We start from the raw sequence: 20,261 nt of genomic DNA on the forward strand, positions 1-20,261 counted from the left end.
TCGCTTTTGGGCTTTTTCTAGAATTAAATTCTGAACAATTCGACGGTACTCTTCCATTGCCATTGCACAATGATCTTCTGTTTTGGCTATACAAAGATTACTGATTCATCAATTGATACTGTTTCCATTTTTCCTGCTGTCGCAGCCTTTTTTCTTCTGTTAAACTGTCAAAACACTCAGAGCACGAAATCCCTTCTTCATATTTAGGTGAATATTTATCCGCATCTGAAATGGGATGTCCACAACAAAAGCATAACTCATGACTTCCTATTTCTAAACCATGACCCACAGCAACTCTTTCATCAAATACAAAACATTCTCCTTCCCATAAACTTTCTTCTGGGGGAACTGCTTCTAAATATTTGAGAATACCACCTTTAAGGTGATAAACTTCTTCAAAACCTTGAGAAAGTAAATAGGAAGAAGCTTTTTCACAACGAATACCACCAGTACAAAATAAAGCGACTTTTTTTTGTTTGCTGGAGTCAAGATGTTGTTTTACATATTGGGGAAAATCTCGGAAAGTTTGAGTTTGGGGATTTTCTGCACCTTTAAAAGTACCAATAGTTACCTCATAATCATTGCGGGTATCAATTACAGTTACTTCCGGGTTAGAAATTAAATCATTCCATGCTTCTGGTTGGACATAAATTCCCACCTTTTCATTAGGGTTAATTTCTGGTAAACCTAAAGTCACAATTTCTTTCTTTAACCGGACTTTCATCCGTTCAAAAGGTGGCGTTTCCGTATAAGATTCCTTATGTTCTAAATCTGCAAACCGCGAGTCAGCGCGTAAGAAAGCTAAAACTGCATCAATTTGCTGACGATAACCAGCAATTGTCCCGTTAATTCCTTCTTGTGCTAATAAAAGAGTTCCTTTTATTTCCTGTAACCGACAAAAAGATAGTAAAGGTGCTTGCAGTTCCCGATAATCAGGCAAACTGACAAATTTATACAAGGCAGCAACAACTATAAGATTTTTTTCGTTCATCTGTTTACAACAAAAGAATAATAGGGTATTATGCTTTCAATATTTAAAATTAAACTGTTTTTTGGAAAATATAAAGTCAGTTAGTTTTGAATCTGAATCGGGGGTTTAGCTCAGTTGGTAGAGCGCCTGCTTTGCAAGCAGGATGTCAGCGGTTCGAGTCCGCTAACCTCCATTAATTGTGTTTAAATACTAATGAAAGGTTATTTGCTGGCATGGAAAGAGTCTGCCGCAAGGTTAAATTTCGCGCTTCTGCGGCAGTAATTACATCTTCTAAATTACGCACTCCCCACTCTGGGTTTTGTGCTTGGAGAGATTGATCAAAAGTAGCATTACTAGGGGCGATATGTTCTCCATTTTGTTTATATGGGCCATATAAATAGAGTATACCACCAGGGGGAAGAATCCGCCCAGCCCCTGCCATTAACCCCAAACAAGCAGACCAAGGAGCAATATGAATCATATTAATATTCACAATAGCTGAAATATGCGGTTCTGGTAATGGCTCTTTTTCCACAGGCCATATTGATGAACTGGCATCTAAGTCTATAGGTGGTTGAATAGTATCACAGGGAAAATATTCACACCAGGCGATAATACTTTCACGCAGTTCCGGGTTAGGGTCAGAAGGTAACCATATACGGGGTGCTAGGTGATAGGCAAAAAATGCAGCGTGTTCACCCGTACCACTAGCTACTTCTAGTATAGTTCCCCGTTTCGGCAATATCTGTAAAAGTATCTCTAAAATAGGTTCCCGGTTACGCTGGGTTGCAGGTGCAAATTTTCGCTTATCTGGCGATGTGTTCATGTCAGGTGATCAATGACTATCATAGTTAAATTAGCAGCAATTTCTCAGTTTTCGCTTTTTTTGCCACACCACAGGAGAACAACTTGCCTAAATCTATTCATTCTACCCAACCACCTCTGAAATTTATTCCCCAACGTCATAACCCCCTGATGGTTAAAATCATATCTTGGTTTTTGCCTTTTATTTTGCGGGTGAGAACTAGACCTTGGCTACCTGCGGGTATTGTGAATATTGAAGCTAAAAACGCCGATGTATTGGCTAAATTATACCACGAGTTTCAAGCTGGTAAAGTCCGATTTTTAATTGCTTTCCGTCATCCAGAGGTGGAAGATCCTCTATCTATGTTATACCTCTTATCACGGATTGTTCCTCAAGTAGCAAAGCAAAAAGGGATTAACCTCAAATATCCAGTCCACAGTCATTTTATGTATGAACGGGGAATGACACTATGGGCGGGAAAGTGGTTAGGATGGTTATTTTCGAGACTTGGAGGTGTTCCTATTCGTAGGGGAAGACGCGCAGATAGAAATGCCATCCAAATGGCGCGAGAATTATTTGCTAACGGGAAAATGCCCATCGCTGTTGCCCCAGAAGGCGGTACAAATGGACACAGTAGTATAGTCAGTCCCTTAGAACCTGGTGTAGCACAGTTGGGTTTTTGGTGTGTGGAAGATTTGCACAAGACTAACCGAGAAGAACAGGTTTTTATTATTCCTATTGGTATTAAATATAGTTATGTTAATCCACCTTGGCAAAAAATAGATTGGCTATTATCGAAATTAGAAGCTGATAGTGGTTTAGGTATGACGGAAATTTCGGAAAATGGAAAACAGGAAGATATTTTATATCAGAGGGTTCTTCGTTTAGCTGAATATCTAATTGCGGAAATGGAAGAATTTTATCGCCGTTTTTATCATCAAGATTTTACCGAAGTTATAACTGAAGAAAAATCTGTAAATGCGGTGTTAATAGCCAGATTACACCGATTGATGGAAACGGCTTTAACAATTACAGAACAATATTTTAATGTGCAACCCCAAGGTAATTTTATTGATAGATGTCGCCGGTTAGAAGAGGCTGGATGGAATTATATTTATCGAGATGATATATCTGATATTCACAGTTTACCACCTTTAAAACGTGGTTTAGCTGATTGGGTGGCCCAAGAGGCAGATTTGAAAATGCAGCACATGAGAATTGCTGAAAGTTTTGTTGCTGTCACTGCTAATTATATTCAAGAAAAACCCACAGCCGAAAGATTTGCTGAAACAATATTATTAATGTTTGATATGTTGTCTCGCATTAAGGATTCTACTTTACCAGGTCGGCCGCGTTTAGGTTGGAAACAAGCCATGATTTTTGTTGGCGAACCGATTTGTGTTAATGAAAGATGGGAAAATTGTCAAGGGAATAAACAGGCTTTACGTAAGGGCGTAAGTAATTTAACCCAAGATTTACAGATGATACTACAAAAAATGATTGGGGATTAAAACAAGAAAAGCCTGAAACCCTATATCTGTCTAATGTTTCAGGAATTTTGAAAAATATTTTCCCAAACCTCTTGCCAAACTCAAAAACTGCTGCTAATATTGTTAATCGTGGGACAAAAACGGGTCGATGTCCGAGTGGTTAATGGAGACGGACTGTAAATCCGTTGGTTTACGCCTACGCTGGTTCAAATCCAGCTCGGCCCACCTTCAAGTTAGGAGTTGTAGTTTTTGGGTCTTTTGACTTTAAAAACTATAATTTCTAATTCAAACCCAGTAATTCTGCCCGTGTGGCTCAGTGGTAGAGCACACCCTTGGTAAGGGTGAGGTCACGAGTTCAATCCTCGTCACGGGCTTTTGATAAGACCTTTATATAGTAAAGCTTTCAGGTTCACAGTCGTAATCAGAAAAAACTTAGAATTGTTGTTAACTAAAACATTACCTCTCTCTATGTATTTGAATCCAGCCTGAACAGCAACTAAAGTTAGATATTTCGATGTAGCGAGGGTTGGCTGATAGGCGTTGTTTTCCCACTGGCTAACTGTTTGCTGATAGACACCCAGCCTTTCTGCAAATTCTGCCTGTGTTAAACCCATGTGAAGACGTAGGGCTTTGATTAATTCGCCATTCCACAGTACAGTGTCACCTTTAACTTGAACTTGAAAGTTATTAGGAGGTTTGTAAAATTTTACTTGCTGCTGATCAAAATCAACATCTTCAACGCGATATCCTGCTTCTATCCAGGCTAAAGCCTGTAATGCGCCTTTGCTGCGATTACTCCACCAAGCCCGGTTACTTTTTGCTGAATTGGGTAAGGAATCTTTTATTAAACTCTCAATTTCGGCAAATGATAAAATTATTTCATTTTGTTCACTGCTATACAAGAAGTCTAGGAGTGGCTGGTATTTACTACCCTCCTTCATGTTACCTCTTCCTCTACTAACATCTATTATCTTCTATCAATTAGTTAGTCTTCAGTTAGCCTACGACTTTCAAAGTTATTAATATATCCTGGCTGAATAATTAGCTCTTGAAACTCTTTACAAATCAATCTAATTAACTCTTCATTCTCCCCTGTTAGATAACGTCCGTGCATCAACCTATTCCTTAATACATGGAGGTCATTAATTTTTTTCGTGATTGTATCTCGTGTATTTTTATTAACAGTATTAGCAAAAATTGACTGAGGTGAATTTGATAGCTTATAACCTCCTTCTAAGTCATCAACTATACTAATCATTTTTGATAAATCTGTAAAATCTGCATAATAAAGCCACTGCATAAGTAGAGGATTATGTTGCTGGTAGTTAGCTTCATTTTCCTTATTCTTTAATGCTTCACTCTTACATTCTTTATATTTTTTGAGTCTCTCTTCCCATTTATAGCCATATTTCATTTTATATTTTTCAAGATTTTGTTCAGCATCTTCTATATATCTATCAAGAGTATGTTCCCAGCAAGAACCATACTTTTTGAGCATTACAGATATAATAAACTCTCTGACTGCGTTTTCAAAATTCATTACTAAAGGGAATAATCTCTCACTTCTCTCATCCCCATAAGAGTTATAAACAAGTGTTAATTTAGGAAAGTACGTTTCTGCTGCCTGTGCTAAAACCTTCTCAAGTTCCACAGGTTCAACCGGAACTGCCATTTCAACGTCAAAAGTTATTAAAGTATGAGAATTGATATCGGATTGCCAATGTACATTTAGAAGAAACTCAAAATTTTGGGTAACTGCTGCTTGCAATTCATATTGATTATTTAATGGATTTAGAGGTACTGACTCATATTCGTCATATACAGCACCCAAGTCATCGAAAAGATCATACAAGGCTCTTTCTAGTTCCTCCTGTGGCTGTTCAAAGACAGTCAAGTAGCAAGCATGAATCATTTACACTGCCCCTTGAAATAGCTTTCCAAAAAGCTTATTGGCTTCAGCACGGCAATCCTCAGCAGCTTTAGATAATTTCCCTGCCTCTTGTGTCAATCGTTGTGCTTCTGAAATAATTCGTTTTTGTTCATCTAAAGAAGGAAGCATCACAGGCAAATCATTTAGAGCAGTAATAGTTAACATAGGTTGAATGCTACCAGTTGAAAAGGAGCGAACTATGGCTTGACCAATATCTGAATTAAGATAGAAAGCTAGGTAAGCTGGATCGATCTTGTCTGTTAGTCTCAGTCTTGCAAGGTGTGTATCTATGTTTGCTGGATCTTCAGATTCATAAACAGCCGCCATTCCTGGGTGCATGATTAAACTAACTAGTACATCACCCTTGTGAACTTGAGTTTTTTCTAGTTTCTTATGTTCCTCTGGAGTTAGATAGCGCAAATGATTCAGGTTGATACCTTCAGTTGAAATATTACGTACTGATATCAAAGGAATTTCCCCTCCATCTTTAATCCCGTTGATAAAATAACCACGCTGAGTAGTTCCTAAAGTTAAAGTACCTAATTTAACTACTGGGAAAGGGCTTTTTTCTAACTCAGCCATTGCACCTGCCACCGACTGGGAGTAAGGATCGAAGTTCCAGACACCCTTTTGACGTAACTGTGAAAGATTAACTATAGTTTTTTCCATTGAATTAACTCCCTAATAACCCAGCTAAATCTGTAATTGCTTTCCTTACTTCTGGCGGTTCATTAACTTCATCTTCTGAGGCAGAAATACGACCAGATGCGTCATAGCCAATATTATCAATTCTAGCCATGTAAATCTCATAATCCTGCTCAATTTCCAGCTGATTTTCTGTCGTCAAAGCTATATCACGCTTTTCGAGAATAACCACGCTAGTTTTCACGGCAGCACCGTAGGGCATGAATGTTTCTTGTGGTAAACTCACAATTGCCTTCAATCTTGCCCAACGTAAAATCCAATCTCTAACATCCTGCATTGAACTATTTGCCAACACACCATCAGGTAAAACAATTGCCAACTTACCATTTGGTGCTAGAAATTCAAGACAACGATTAAGAAAAGCGACTTCTTGAGGAATACTTTTAACAACCTTGCCATTTTTCTTTGTCACTCCATCCCGTGAAGCAAAGTCTTTTAAAACACTTTCATTTGTCAACTTAGAACCAAATGGAGGATTAGTTAAAATCATCGTTAACCCTCCCAGATAAAAACCAGGACGTTCTGGAAGTCCCTCTGTAATTCCTCTTGTAATACTACCCAATTTTTCCAGCGAATCCATAACCTTTAAATCGGCATATTGTGCGCCATTCATTAAAGTATTAACTCGCGCTACGTGCATCACATTTCGAGAATATTCAGCCCCAAATAAATGATTATCTCGAAACTTGATAAACTCTTCTGTTGGTTTTTCAGGATTTACTCCTTCAGCACTACCTCCATAATTTACTATTGCTTTTTCATATTCCTGTTTACGCACATAATCTAAAACGTGAGTTAACATTCGCGCTGAACCGCAAGCAGGATCACCAACATAATCATTTACTGTTGGTTGCAAAATTCCCACCATTAAATTAATTACAGGTGTAGGTGTGAAATATTGCCCCAAATCATCGCGGAAAGTCTTACTTAAAAAGTCCTCAAACACCCCACCTTTGACATCTGCTGAAGATTTTCGCAAACTCCAAGGCTGTAAACGCTTGACGATTTCCATTGTCGTGTGAGGCTTGAATTGCAAAACATCAGCTTCATTAAAAGCTAAACGCACACCCAAATCATCACCAAATTTTTTCGCTAGTGTGTCCCGTTCCCACTGCTTGGCTTTTTCAAAAGTGTCTCTAACTTGAACTAATAAACGTTCTGGATCAGTTTCATTACTGACAGTAAATACATAAGCCCGTGATTCTCCTGTTTGCTTTACCAAGTCAATTGTTGCTTGTTCGTCATACCACTTAGCAAACAAGAATTTAACCATTGCATCAACGGCTTCTTGTGGCTGCAAACCCTCGTTATCCCTGAGAATAGAATGACAACCAGAACGGGTATCTCCCAAAACCTCCCGAAATTTATCACGGGATAGAGGTGTGAGTCCGGTTTGAATCCCATCTGGTTCACTAGGATTAAGAATTACAGTATAAGGACTATGATTTGCAGCTTCACGGGCGCTTTCATATTTTGGCAAATCTCCAATTATTTCTAACTTTCTGGGATAGTCAAGATCACGCCGATAAATTTTTGTGTGTTTCCCACTGGTTAAAATTGCATAACGGGCAGATGGTGAAGCACTCATGTAAACTTCTAGCTGTTTGAAATGGTAATTCCATCCCAGTTCTTCATTACCTTCAAACTTTTTGCTAGGTTCCATCGCTTCTAACATAATGAAAGCCACATCTAAGCCTGTGTCAGAGCCAACATAGCGATCATCATAAATTATCACATCAGACCTACCAAACATCTGCCTAGATGCAGTTATGTTGGAAACTTCCAGATTCATTGCCTCTAGTGGAACACCGTACTCCTCTTTTAAAATTTGAATTGCCCACATTGTCACGGGATCTTCAAGCGGACGTACGTATTTACCAGAACCATCAGACGAAAAAAGTTGCCCAAGATTTGGGTGTTCGCGATACTTTTCTGGTACGTCAGCCGGATTTTTATAAGGATTAGTAAAATCGGAAAAAGGCATGAAGTTATGACTATAGAAGACAGATTAGATAGTAGATAAATAATATACTATTTCAAAACACTGGTATTTTGAGAGCGCAATTACTTGCTTCTTACATTATCAGTTTAACGTCAGGTAACTAACAATAATATTATAATAATTATGTTGATATATTTTGAACTGACTTGAATACAAGCTGCGTTAGCGAAGCTCACCGTAGGTATTTCATCAACCCGTGTCTAGGAGGAGAGTATCATGTTTCCGGTGGTAGCGATCGCTCAACTTCTTGATAGTTCAGTGGAGGACATGGATGACAGACTCAGTTTAGTTAATTATTCTCCAGTTTAATTAATTATTCTTCAGTTTAACTAACTATTCTCCTTATTCATTTTCACAACTGAAACGCAGCAGTTAAAGCCACCGCTAAAGCATCCGCCGCATCATCAGGCTTAGGAATTTCATCTAAATCTAACTCTCGCATCACGGCTTCTTGTACTTCCGATTTATCCGCTTTACCATAGCTGGTTAAAGCTTGCTTAATTTGAGGAGGCGCAAATTCCACATAAGGCAGCTTACGCTGTCCTAAAACTAACATTAATACACCCCTAGCCTGTGCAACAATAATAGTATTTGCCATACGATAAAAAAATAATTTTTCGATCGCCACCAAATCTGGTTGTATATCCTCCATCACGGTGTGTAAATCATCAAACAAAGTACATAATCGCTGAGTCATTTCCATTTTGGCAGAAGTGCTAATCACGCCAAAATCAACTAATTGCAAAGTTGTCTCCTGTCCTTTAGTTTGACTTTGTTGCCAATTAATTGCACCAAATCCCACAGTTGCTAATCCTGGATCTATTCCTAAAATGCGTTTTTTCATAAAATGTTCAATAAATCTTATAGTTTCCTGCTAGTCTTGAGGGCAAATGATCTCAAGTTTCTGTTAAATATTGTTTGTACCACCCTTCCCTACTAGGTATGTTCATCGGTTTTTTAAAACAAGCCATTAATTCCCTGCAACTGGAGTCTCACAGTCGTACATCCTACCGGGTCAACCAATGGTTTAAATGGTTATCCCCAGGATTATCTGTAAAACGCTGGTTACTGATTACAGTCGGGGGTGTGGTTTTGGCAAGTTTGGGTTTAGCAATTTGGGTCAAGCTAACCCCTATTTTTTGGATATTAGAGTTTCTTAAAGAGCTTTTAGGATTTCTCGCGGATATTTTACCCAACTATATCAGCGGTCCGTTACTTCTGCTATGTGGTTTTCTTTTGGTTCTGTGGGGACAATCTCGTACAGTTGGTTCAATTACCAAAGTCCTCAGACCAGGAGGGGATGAGGAAGAATTGATAGATGTTCTTTTAGCACATCGTCGTTTATACCGAGGCCCAAAAATAGTGGTTATTGGTGGTGGGACTGGACTTTCCACATTACTGAGAGGTTTAAAAACCTACAGTGCTAATATTAGCGCCATTGTCACCGTTGCTGATGATGGCGGTTCTTCTGGGAGATTGCGGGAAGAATTTGGAGTTTTACCACCAGGCGATATCCGCAATTGTTTGGCAGCACTAGCAGATGAAGAAAAATTACTTACAGAATTATTTCAATATCGCTTTCGGGCAGGAGATGGATTAACAGGTCACAGTTTTGGTAATCTGTTTTTAACTGCTATGAGTGATATTACTGGTGATTTAGAACAGGCTGTAGCGGCTAGTTCTAAGGTATTAGCCGTGAGAGGACAAGTTTTACCCGCCACCCTCAGCGATGTCCGTTTGTGGGCAGAATTGACCGATGGCCGCCGCATTGAAGGGGAGTCTAGTATTCCTAAAGCTGGGGGAAAAATTGTCAAAATCGGCTGTATTCCTGAAAATCCTCCCGCATTACCCGCAGCAATTAAAGCAATTAAAGAAGCTGATTACATTATTATTGGGCCAGGTAGTCTTTACACCAGCTTAATTCCTAATTTCTTAGTTCAAGAAATTGCCGATGCGATCGCTGCTACCAAAGTTCCGCGCATTTACATCTGCAATATTATGACCCAACCAGGAGAAACAGATGGATATAGCGTTTCTGAACATATTCAAGCTATAGATAAGGCTTGCGGTAATAGAAGATTATTTGATGCGGTATTAGTTCATAAAAAAACACCCTCAGCCCAAGCACTTATCCGTTATGCCCAACAAAATGCTCATCCAGTATTTTTAGATCGAGAAGCTATCACCCAATTAGGACGGCGCATAGTTCCGTCTAATATTTTATTTGAAGATGAAAATGGTGCTGTTCGTCACGACCCCCAAAAGCTAGCTAAAGTTTTGTTGAAGTGGTACAGTGCAGCCCATCACGGAAGGTAAGGGTGGGGAACGGGGAGGCAGGGGGGCAGCGGTTCGGCTTACTTCGATCCTTTGACTAGCTCAGGACACCGTAAGTTCAGTACAAGTCCCTCACCGACTGGGTGCAGGGGAAAATATTGTTTTTTCAATCACCAATTACCAATGACTAAAATTCTTCTTCCAGACAGACAAGCAACAGAACAATTAGGTATTACCCTTGGGAAAAATTTAACTGCCAGTAGTGTGATTTTACTACAAGGTGATTTAGGTGCTGGTAAAACCACCTTAGTACAAGGAATTGGTAAAAGTTTGGGAATAATTGACTCTATTGTTAGTCCTACTTTTACACTGATTAATGAGTATACAGAAGGGCGTATCCCTCTTTACCACTTGGATTTATACCGCCTTGAACCGGAAGAAGTCACAGGTTTGAACCTAGAAAGCTATTGGGAAGGTATAGAAGTAATACCGGGTATCGTGGCTATTGAATGGGCAGAAAGAATGCCTTACAAGCCAGAGAGTTATTTAATTATTGGTTTAACTCATCAACCAAATGGCACTCGACAAGCAGAAATTCACTGTGTAAATAGTATGATTGATGATCAGTTGCTACACATTTAAATTTTATCGTTTTTATCTGAATGTTTCATTATTTTTCAACTGGAAATGCTATTTTATATACATGAGATTAAGTAGAGAGTAAGCAATAAATGGCTTGTACTAAGTAACACTTTTGACAAACAGTAGAGAAAAGGAATCAAAAACGATGAGTTCGTCTTTCGATCAACTCCAACCTGCATCGCAACACCAAACTGCCGTTTATTTACCCTATATTCAGGGTAATAAGCGTAATTTATTACCCTATGCTATTAGTCTTTATCAAAAAGGCGTTTTGGAAGGAGACCGGAAAATAGAGGCCAGTGATAATATTCCTTTTGTGGCCAGTTGGAATGTTGCTACCTTGCCATCAGACCTAACCCGATGCCGAATGCAGTTTGATGCCAATTCTGAACTCACCTATGAAGTAATGATGGCTAGTTATGAATTTATTACTTTTTTAATTGAATTGATGGAAAACTATAAACGACATCGAATTACTGATTTTTCTAAACCTTTTTACCGTAAGCTCTTATGTGCAGATGATGATAAACGGTTGACTATTGACGGTTAACGGTTGACTGGTCACTGAGTGACTTATACTGAGATTGGGATGCCCTGAGCTTGTCGAAGTGTTCCCTCTCCTCACAGACAAATTTTTTAGCAAACCCTAATTATATTCATCATCAACATAGGATTCATATATTTCTGGTGCTTCATGATTTGTGACGGCATCAGATAGCTGAAAACTATCATCGTTAATACGGATAATTTCTCCAGAAAAGAATCTAGCTAAACTTTCTGCGGCTTTGATCACACTATCTTGATCCCAGTTGGATGAGGCTGATGGCGTTGGTGCAGTAATGGTTTGTACTGCTGCTGTGTTGGTGCTAATAGGCTGATTTTGTGCTGGTTGGGGTGCTGGTTGGGGTGCTGGTTGGGGTGCTGGTTGGGGTGCTGGTTGGGGTGCTGGTTGGGGTGCTGGTTGGGGTACGGGGGTAGAATTTTGTGGAGGAGGGTTTCTTCTGGTTGCTGTGGTATTTCCAGCAGTGGCTTTTTCGAGATTTACTTGTATTTCTCGTTGGAAGGTTTGCCTAAAAGCTGTGATGATCATAGGGAGATAGGAGTTTACCTTGTCATACCACGCTGGTTTAACTCCTATACGAGCGATCGCACCATTGAATTCTATTAAATGGCACATTTGCCCCAACAATGCTTGTGTGGGTAGCTGTTGAATATTTCCCCGGACTTGTTGCCAAACTTGAGTTAAATCAGATTGTGAAGCCTCTGCTACTGGTTGTATCGGTGTAGCTGGTGGTGGAGATATAGGTTCTGGAGTAGGTGGTGCTGGGATATAAGCGGGTTGATATGCTGGAGGAGGTGCAGCAGTTTGGTGATAAACAGGGGTAACAGAATTTGTCTGAGTTGGTTGGGAAATATTTCCAGTTTGGATAGGAATATTGGCACTTGGTAATAATCCCAGTAATGTGACTTCTAACCACAACCGGGGTTGAGTGGAGTTTTTCAGTTGTACTTCTGCGGTTCTGAGGTGTTGTTGTCCTCGTAAGATCGTAGTGGTATCAAATTTTTGGGCAAAGCTAACCAATGATGTCCAGGTTGACTGAGTACAAGTAACTAAATCTTGACGATTGGGGGCGGTTTTAGCAATGAGGAAATCCCGGTAAAAAGCGGCGAGATTTTGAAGAATAATCAGGGGTTCTCGTCCCCGATCTAGGATTTTGCGGGTGGTATCGAGGACTATTTCTGCCTGATCTTGAGCGATCGCTTCTAATAGTCCAAATAAGTCTTTTTCGCTAACTGAACCTACCAAGTCCCATACCTTATCCGGTGTCACTTCTCCTGTAACTAAAGCTAGTTGATCCAATAGACTTTCTGCATCTCTTAATCCCCCTTGGGAAATTTGTCCAACGAGGGTGAGAGAATCATGGGTAATATTAATATTTTCCTTGGCGGCAATATTAGTTAAATGCTGCACCATCGCATCTAATTGAATGCGCCGAAAATCAAACCTTTGACAACGGGAAATAATGGTTGGTAATACCCTTTGGGGGTCTGTTGTCGCCAGGACAAAAACAACGTGCTTAGGTGGTTCTTCTAGGGTTTTAAGTAACGCATTAAACGCTGCGGTACTTAACATATGACATTCATCAATCACATAAACTTTATAGCGGCATTGCATGGGGGCAAACTGCGCCCTTTCAATTAGTTCCCGGATATTGTCCACACCGGTATTACTAGCAGCGTCAATTTCAATTACATCTGTAGAATAACCTTTAGTAATGCCCTGACAGATTTCACAAACACCACAGGGTTGAGGTGTTGGTTGACCACCTTGCAGACAATTTAAGGATTTAGCGAGAATTCTGGCACTAGAAGTTTTGCCTGTACCTCTAGGGCCAGTGAACAAATAGGCAGGGGCGATTTTCGCTGAAAGAATGGCATTAGTGAGGGTAGTAGCGATCGCCTCTTGACCCACCAGTTCAGCAAAACTTTTTGGCCGATACTTATGGTGCAGGGGTTCGTAAGACATGGAAATCTGTAAATCCTTATATCCCAAGTGAATTTAGGGTTTTACCATTCTAACAACTGATGGTAGTTTTTCTGAGCGCGATAAATATAGCAGGGAACAGGGAACAGGGAACAGGGAACAGGGAACAGGGAACAGGGAATAGAGTTGTTAGTCCGTAAATTCTGTATCTCATTCAAGTGCATACCGCCATAACATCAGCTTTGTAATTTGTAATTTTTAATTTCCCACTCTGAAGTCACTTCAATCGTTAAAATCTGAGAAAGCAACATTAATGGTGCATCAAATGCTCAAGCGGTTTATTCAATGGCTTAAAAAATTTTTTCAGCGCTTGTTTGGTACTAAACAGAATTTCACTCAAAGTCGAGAAGAAGTGCCACAACAAGCCGCACTACGTTTAAGTGATACGGATTTAGAATTTCTGTTCACAGAACTTTTAGAAGGGGTTCATAAGGCTAAAGGAGAGGCGTGGGCGCAAAAATGGCTACATAATCTGGAGCATCGAGTTAGTACAGAACGTTGGTTAGAATGGCTCAATCAGTTTGGTGAAAGATTATTAGTATCATCTAAACCCCATAATGAAATAGCTGGGAGATTAATCCAATTGGGTGAGTTGGGAGTGGGTGACATTAGTAACCTCGCCTACGATATAGGTATGAAAATCCTCACACGCAATCCAGGACAGCCAATTTGGGAATATGACGGACCGGATACAGCAATACAGAATCCGCCCCCACCTCCTGTGACAACGGAGGAAAATTTACCAGAAGGAGAATACAAAACTGTTACCTTGGAAGAATTATTCATGATGTTGCAGCAGGATCAAACCCTGTGTCAGCAAATTGCCCAACAGCTAGGTATGGAAACAGAGCATCCAGAAGAGATTATTCAAGCCTTGGTTAACCAGTATGATGAAACCAATGAATCCTTAAACTAATTGTCCAGGAGCGATATAGATCAATAATGAGATGAGAATCATTCCTCACCCATGCTGCTTATGGGTCAGTTCTATTTATTCAAAGTAGCTATCAGTATTTTTGCGAGAGGAAAAGGAAATTTTTGATTTAATTCGGTAATTAATAATTTTTTTGACACAACGATAGCTACAATCTAGGAGAAAGAAAATCCAACAAATTGGCAGATGTTCAGGTGGCTCTTGCAGTGGTTTAACAGATTTTTACAGTACCTCTTTGACAGTATGGGGAGCATTGATACCCAATCTAGTCAAGAGCATTTGGTGGCAGATCAACCACCAGAACTCTCGAATGCGGATCTAGAGTTCTTGTTTAATGAACTTCTAGAGGGCGTGTATCAAGCGCGAGGACAACAGTGGGCGTTAAAGTATTTGCAGCGTATGGAGCCGCGAATTACTATTGACCGTTGGATAGATTGGTTGTTGGGGTTTGGTGACAGATTACTAGCTTCTCCAGCACCCAATGATCATTTGGCCAAGCGTCTGGTGCAATTGGGTGAGTTAGGTATTGGTGATATTAGTAATCTTGCTTATGATATTGGGATTCAGCTATTGCGGCGCAATCTCAATCAAGAGGATGAGGGTGAGCAAGAGTTACAGGAAATAGAAATTGCTATACCCACAGAAGAGGAATTAGATACACCAGGGCAAGAATTAATTCGCCAATTTGGTGAAGAACTCTGGGAATATCAATCGGTGGATGCTGTGAAAAGTCCATCAGCATCCCAAATGATTGACGATCTGTTCATGGGTGAGTCTGTAGCCATAGCTAATGAGTCTTTACCTGAAGATATTGTTGAGAACATGGAGAAAAATATTCATCATGTCCATCAATTATCAGGCAATGACTATCAAAGTTATGAGTATGCAGTTGAGGATCTGCCCAAGCAGGTGCAAAAAGTAGTTGCAGATTCTCTATCGCTACGGGAGGAAAGTTCAAATCAGTTTTTGGTAAATGTTGAACCACAGTTAGCATCTACCGTAGATGAATTAGTGGTACGGTTGGAACAAAGTACCAGTCTGGCGCAGCAGTTGGCTTCAGAGTTGGCAATTCGTGACAAGGAAATTGTTCCTCAAGAGTCATTTGGCATAGTTGTTGTTAATCAGGCGCAGGCTTTCTTTTACAAAGGGTTGCAGCAAGCTAAGGCAGGAGATTTATTATCTGCGTTGGCTTTGTATGAACGTGCAAGTCAATTAGATCCAGAAGAATATCAATATTGGCTAAATCAGGGTTTAACTCTGTTTTACTTGGAACGATTTCCAGAAGCGATCGCTGCTTATGACCAAACTCTGGCACTGAAACCGAATTTATATAAGGCTTGGTATAGTCGGGGCGGTATTCTGGGAGAATTGGGCGATTTTGATGGGGCGATCGCATCTTTTGATCAGGCGATCGCTATTAAACCAGACTATCCAGACGCTTTGTTTAGTAAGGGTTCGGCTTTGCTCAAGTTAGGTTTAGTTATAGAAGCAATTTCTAGTTATGATCAAGTTCTGGATCTTGAACCCCTAGACCCCCAAACCTGGTATTACAGAGGTATAGCTCTAGGTGTATGTGAACAATATGCAGAGGCGATCGCTAGTTATGATCAAGCTGTAGCTATAGAACCCAATTATCATGAGGTCTGGATTGATCGGGGTGTGGTGCTATTTAATTTAAAACAATGGTCCGCAGCAATTGAATCATGGGATCAAGCCCTGTCCATTCAACCGGAATTTTATCTCGCTTGGTATAACCGGGGTGTGGCCTTTGAAAATCTCGGTTGTCGGGAAGATGCGATCATTTCCTATAAACAAGCGATCGCCATTAAACCTGATTTCCACCCAGCATGGTATAACCAAGCCGTAGCCCTATTTTATTTAGAACGTTTTGCCGAATCTATCTCTTGTTATGATAGTGCTTTACAAATTAAACTAGATTATTGGGAAGCTTGGTTAGGTCGTGGTGCAGCCGTGGGTCATCTCACCCCTCAGGAATCCTCACTAATTGTATTTAGTAGCATTTCTCAATCTAACCCAGATTTGAATTTAGCTGGCTACGGAGGTAAATTAGCCACTTATCAAGAGGGTTTAAAGCATCTGCGTTCAGATACACATCCAGAAGGTTGGGGGAAATTACATATAGCACTTGGTAATACTTACTACGAACAAAGCAAAAAAGAAGCCTCACCCCGTGACCATTGGCATCATGCCATATCTGAATACCAAAAAGCACTATCTACTCTCACACCTGAAGATTTTCCCGAATTGCACCTAGAAATTTTACAATCTCTCACGAAAACACTAATTTGTTTAAGTGAAACAACTGCTGCCCAAGAATTACAAAAATGGGGAATTGAATTATTACAACAATTAGTAAATAGTCCCACGCGCACTGATGAAAACAAAAAACAATTAGCTTTAAAATTCGCAGGTTTGGGACAGTTAGCAGTTGATTTAGCCGTAAATACAGGAGACGTAGTAGAAGCTTGGGAAATAGCCGAACAAGGTAAAAATAATTGCTTACAGTGGTTAATGCCAGAGTTGAATGATCAACTGCAATCCAGAAATTATGATTCTATTCAACAACTACTTAATCCCGAAACTGCCATAATTTATTGGCATCTTAGTCCAGCCGCTTTACACACATTTATTATCAAAGATCAAGCGCCATCACCTATTCTCCTATTGACACCAATACAAGATCTAGAAGCAATTCCCGAAGGAGTAAAACGCTTAATTGAATTTGAACGTTGGTTAACTGATTGGCAAGAATCAGCAACAATATCCAAACTGTTACCATTGCAAGAAATCTTGAATATTTCCACAATTATTCAAGAATTAGAAGGTGTGGATACAATTATTTTAATTCCCCATCGAGAATTGTATAAATTACCTTTGCATAGCTTGTTTAATTTGTCTTTTTCTTCAGTAACTTCTGTCAATACAGTAAATTACAATATTAGCTATTTACCTAGTGTTTCCTTGGGAATATATGCACAATCTCAATTATTCTCCTCTTTAGATCATCATAATGATGATAGAGTTTATCCACTACTAAAATCTGATCAATTAGCATCAGAAATTATCAGCGAAACCTTTGCTATTCCTAAAGAAAGTTTAATTTATTAATAGGATGTTTGAAAAGTCGTAAGTAGGTTGGCGTTAAAAATTGTCGTTGGGGCAAGGGAACAGGGAATAGGGAACAGAGTTGAAAGTCATGAGAGTGTATAGTTTTTTAGGTAAATTCTGTATCTCATTCAAGTGCATACCGCTATAGTCCCCTAAATCCCCCAAGTTTGGGGGACTTTGAAATTCTTATTCCCCCAGAATTGGGGGTTAGGGGGCATTAAAACCCTAGATGGGAACATAACCCTCTTCCATGACTCTAGGCGACGCAAAATTTGAAACCTTTATTTAAAAAGGGTTTTGGCGATTTATTAATGTTTCAAAATGTTCGCCATATTTTGTTATTAATAAAAAGTTCAAACCTTTATCACATCTAGATTTCAAAATTAGAAAATTATTTTTGTGATTCCCAGTTTAATGGAAGAGGGTTACCTCTGTGTCTCTGCGGTTCGTTAAAAAAACTAGTTTCATGCTTCAACCCAACCTACAAACTAACAGGTAATGAAATCCCCAAAGCCTAATAAGTTGGTTGTTTACTTCTTGATAAGAAATACTTATAATCTTGTGTAACGCTTATGGGTTATAGTCTAGAGAAGAGAAAAGAGTAGCACCCGTCGACAACCCACACAAACACCACTAACACCCCCAAAACCAAAAACCGGCAGGTGTCCCGATAGTGCATTTGTACTAAAGGTGTAATAACTATCACTTAGCCACTCTCCATTTTTTCTCCAACCAACGCGATCGCCTAACTTTGTAAAAGTATTCCAGTCATATTCTCCATCTAATTTACCACCCAACTCCAGCCAAATTTGCTTTTGTACAGAAAAGCCAAACTTACCATTGCTATATTTTACCCATAATTGATCCATTTTCCGCAATTCCTGTCTGGGAAAATTTTTCACATCTTCAAGTCTTAACCATCTTTCCTGTTCTCGTTTAGTTAACTTTAGCATCAATTTCCAAGTTTCTAAATCTGCTTCTCGCCATTTTCCTGCTTTTAACAATGTTTCTAAATTTTGAAATATGGCAGGTGTAGGTTCATTTGTAGGACTAGGATTATTACGAGGGGTATTAGCTTGAGTATTATTTTGAGTATTATTTTGAGTATTATTTTGAATATTACTAATTAAATTGGGGAATTTTTCCGTCGGTATTCCCTGAACCCCTACAATTTCAGTTCTTTGAACACCTTGAATTATAATAGATTGGGTTTCTGCCTTGCCGTGAATAGCAATTAGAAGACCTTCTTCATTTAATACTGGACCTCCACTCATCCCCGGTAAAGCTTGTCCATTATAGGATAATTCATACCCGTCTTGATTTTGACTTCTGCCTGTTATATCGGCTGGTATAAAACGATAGTTACGCGGTTGGTTTGCGGGAAAGCCTGCATAATATACTCTTGCACCTTCTTTAACTGTGCGAGAATCGGCAATTTTAGCAAGGGGATAATTTTGAGAACTGGTAAATCTGACTAAAGCTAAATCTAATTTTCCCACAGTTTGAGCGCTTTCCATGGGGTATTTTTGCCCGTCATGGGTGATAATCTCATAAACACCATATCCCGCTTTTTTCACCACATGATTAGCTGTTAGCACAGTGTAGGTATTACCATTTTTAGCGATAATCACTCCTGAACCTTTTCCATCTAGTCCACCAATCATGACGGTGATTGGTTTAGCGATATCATTAACTTGTGCAGGAGTTAAGGCAGATACGGGTTGGTATTGTACTAAAGCTAGGGTTGTTGTTCCTAGAATTACTCCTAATCCCTGGGAAAATTTCATAGTCTTTTGTCTTTTATAATACTATTTTTTATATAGTATTTTTCATAATACCCTTTTTTTGTGCTTCACGCAAAGATGTAAGACAGCCGGGGAATAAATTCCCTGTCTCAAAGCTCAAGTCGGTTAAAACCGACTGGGGAATTGATTGGGGTGCGCTTAATATTGATTTAGGTAGGGTATGTTAGCGATAGTGTTACGGGTTTCATCCTAACACACCCTACAATACTGATAAGTTATTATTCAGTAAGGGTGATAAGATCCCCGACTTCTAAGATAGATTTATCTTTTCTGAATACAATTTAATCAAAGAAGTCGGGGATCTGGAAACATAAGATCCCCGACTTCTAAGATAGATTTATCTTTTCTGAATACAATTTAATCAAAGAAGTCCGGGATCTGGAAACATAAGATCCCCGACTTCTTTGATAGATTTGTCCTTTCTGAATACAATTTAATCAAAGAAGTCGGGGATCTGGAAACAAGTGTCATGGCTGAATATTTACCAGCTTATTGTGCCGAAAATCTGGCTAATAACTCTTCACGAGATGATTGTAGAAGTAAAGGGGTAAATTCTTCTCTACTCATGGCCATCAGGGGGTTAATAATTCTTGTCAATTCGGCATCAACTTCACCAAAACGCACTTGCAAAATACTCTCAATTATAGCGCGTCTTTCTCTTTCTACGCCAGTTTTAAGTCCTTCCTGTTGTCCTTCCTGGAGTCCTTCCTGGAGTCCTTGTTTTCTCAGTTCTTCTAATTGTTGTTGATACATTTGGGATAATTTCATAATTAACTCCTGATCATCCTGATCAATATCTTGTTCTTGACGCTGACGTGCCGATAACACAGCAATTAGGTTATGTACTAATTCTATGACATCTGCCAGAAATGGACTGTTATTTGTCAGTGTTTCTAGTTCTTCCACTGCTTGTCTTTGTACTTTTCCCCTCCCTAATATCCGCAAAAACAGGGTTTCGGGTGTGCTGGGTAATTGATGGATACTCACAATAACGGTTTTAAATCCTTTGCCAAAAAGGTAAATTCCCTTA

The 20,261-nt window shown here is 39.4% G+C and carries 16 protein-coding genes and 3 tRNA genes; 9 read left to right on the forward strand and 10 right to left on the reverse strand.

What is annotated here, in order from left to right:
* Positions 1–97: 97 nt before the first annotated feature.
* Positions 98–991, reverse strand: a complete 894-nt coding sequence (gene trhO / locus CUN59_RS04760; RefSeq protein WP_104386759.1) for an oxygen-dependent tRNA uridine(34) hydroxylase TrhO — start codon at positions 989–991, stop codon at positions 98–100.
* Between the two features lie 99 nt (positions 992–1,090).
* On the opposite strand from trhO, the gene CUN59_RS04765 reads away from it, so the two are divergent.
* A tRNA-Ala gene (locus tag CUN59_RS04765) sits at positions 1,091–1,163 on the forward strand.
* On the opposite strand, the gene CUN59_RS04770 is transcribed toward CUN59_RS04765, so the two are convergent.
* Positions 1,164–1,796 (reverse strand): DUF938 domain-containing protein, encoded by a 633-nt coding sequence (locus tag CUN59_RS04770; protein WP_104386760.1) that lies wholly within the window; start codon positions 1,794–1,796, stop codon positions 1,164–1,166.
* Between the two features lie 83 nt (positions 1,797–1,879).
* On the opposite strand from CUN59_RS04770, the gene CUN59_RS04775 reads away from it, so the two are divergent.
* The 3 genes from CUN59_RS04775 to CUN59_RS04785 all read left to right on the forward strand — a co-directional run bounded on the left by CUN59_RS04775 (position 1,880) and on the right by CUN59_RS04785 (position 3,639).
* Positions 1,880–3,286, forward strand: a complete 1,407-nt coding sequence (locus CUN59_RS04775; RefSeq protein WP_104386761.1) for a lysophospholipid acyltransferase family protein — start codon at positions 1,880–1,882, stop codon at positions 3,284–3,286.
* Between the two features lie 121 nt (positions 3,287–3,407).
* Positions 3,408–3,490 (forward strand) — tRNA-Tyr (locus tag CUN59_RS04780).
* 77 nt (positions 3,491–3,567) lie between these two features.
* Positions 3,568–3,639, forward strand: a tRNA-Thr gene (locus CUN59_RS04785).
* Here the strand turns inward: CUN59_RS04785 and CUN59_RS04790 are convergent.
* The 5 genes from CUN59_RS04790 to ruvC form a co-directional block, all read right to left on the reverse strand.
* Positions 3,631–4,206, reverse strand: coding sequence for a helix-turn-helix domain-containing protein (locus CUN59_RS04790; protein WP_243406875.1), 576 nt, complete (start codon positions 4,204–4,206; stop codon positions 3,631–3,633). The two genes, CUN59_RS04785 and CUN59_RS04790, sit on opposite strands and share 9 nt — an antisense overlap.
* A gap of 44 nt (positions 4,207–4,250) precedes the next feature.
* Entirely contained in the window at positions 4,251–5,177 is a 927-nt protein-coding gene (locus CUN59_RS04795) for a hypothetical protein (protein ID WP_104386762.1), read from the reverse strand.
* Positions 5,178–5,864, reverse strand: coding sequence for a restriction endonuclease subunit S (locus tag CUN59_RS04800; RefSeq protein WP_104386763.1), 687 nt, complete (start codon positions 5,862–5,864; stop codon positions 5,178–5,180).
* 4 nt (positions 5,865–5,868) lie between these two features.
* Positions 5,869–7,884 carry an HsdM family class I SAM-dependent methyltransferase gene (locus tag CUN59_RS04805; protein ID WP_104386764.1) on the reverse strand — a complete coding sequence of 672 codons (2,016 nt, stop codon included), beginning with the start codon at positions 7,882–7,884 and terminating at the stop codon, positions 5,869–5,871.
* A 370-nt stretch (positions 7,885–8,254) separates the two neighbouring features.
* Positions 8,255–8,746 carry a crossover junction endodeoxyribonuclease RuvC gene (gene ruvC / locus CUN59_RS04810; protein ID WP_104386765.1) on the reverse strand — a complete coding sequence of 164 codons (492 nt, stop codon included), beginning with the start codon at positions 8,744–8,746 and terminating at the stop codon, positions 8,255–8,257.
* A 98-nt stretch (positions 8,747–8,844) separates the two neighbouring features.
* Here ruvC and CUN59_RS04815 point away from each other — a divergent pair, with 98 nt between their 5' ends.
* From CUN59_RS04815 to ebsA, 3 genes are all read left to right on the forward strand, one after another.
* Entirely contained in the window at positions 8,845–10,218 is a 1,374-nt protein-coding gene (locus tag CUN59_RS04815) for a gluconeogenesis factor YvcK family protein (RefSeq protein ID WP_104386766.1), read from the forward strand.
* A 141-nt stretch (positions 10,219–10,359) separates the two neighbouring features.
* Positions 10,360–10,818 carry a tRNA (adenosine(37)-N6)-threonylcarbamoyltransferase complex ATPase subunit type 1 TsaE gene (tsaE, locus tag CUN59_RS04820; protein WP_104386767.1) on the forward strand — a complete coding sequence of 153 codons (459 nt, stop codon included), beginning with the start codon at positions 10,360–10,362 and terminating at the stop codon, positions 10,816–10,818.
* Positions 10,819–10,963: 145 nt separating this feature from the next.
* The gene (gene ebsA, locus CUN59_RS04825; protein WP_104386768.1) at positions 10,964–11,368 is read left to right on the forward strand and encodes a type IV pilus biogenesis protein EbsA; all 405 of its coding nucleotides are present in this window, start codon (positions 10,964–10,966) and stop codon (positions 11,366–11,368) included.
* Between the two features lie 96 nt (positions 11,369–11,464).
* Here ebsA and CUN59_RS04830 read toward each other — a convergent pair whose 3' ends face one another.
* On the reverse strand, positions 11,465–13,345 hold the full coding sequence (locus tag CUN59_RS04830; protein ID WP_104386769.1) for a DNA polymerase III subunit gamma/tau: 1,881 nt from the start codon (positions 13,343–13,345) through the stop codon (positions 11,465–11,467).
* 271 nt (positions 13,346–13,616) lie between these two features.
* Here CUN59_RS04830 and CUN59_RS04835 point away from each other — a divergent pair, with 271 nt between their 5' ends.
* Both CUN59_RS04835 and CUN59_RS04840 read left to right on the forward strand, forming a co-directional pair.
* Entirely contained in the window at positions 13,617–14,279 is a 663-nt protein-coding gene (locus CUN59_RS04835) for a hypothetical protein (RefSeq protein ID WP_104386770.1), read from the forward strand.
* 261 nt (positions 14,280–14,540) lie between these two features.
* Entirely contained in the window at positions 14,541–17,426 is a 2,886-nt protein-coding gene (locus CUN59_RS04840) for a tetratricopeptide repeat protein (protein ID WP_243406876.1), read from the forward strand.
* 584 nt (positions 17,427–18,010) lie between these two features.
* Here the strand turns inward: CUN59_RS04840 and CUN59_RS04845 are convergent.
* Together CUN59_RS04845 and CUN59_RS04850 are read right to left on the reverse strand one after the other, a co-directional pair.
* Positions 18,011–19,213: a GUN4 domain-containing protein gene (locus CUN59_RS04845; protein WP_104386772.1), complete on the reverse strand. Its 1,203-nt coding sequence runs from the start codon at positions 19,211–19,213 to the stop codon at positions 18,011–18,013.
* 507 nt (positions 19,214–19,720) lie between these two features.
* Positions 19,721–20,261: RpnC/YadD family protein (locus tag CUN59_RS04850; RefSeq protein WP_497706903.1), on the reverse strand; the 541-nt coding region annotated here is incomplete at its 5' end.

This window comes from Cuspidothrix issatschenkoi CHARLIE-1, assembly GCF_002934005.1.
GTDB classification, from domain to species: Bacteria; Cyanobacteriota; Cyanobacteriia; order Cyanobacteriales; family Nostocaceae; genus Cuspidothrix; species Cuspidothrix issatschenkoi.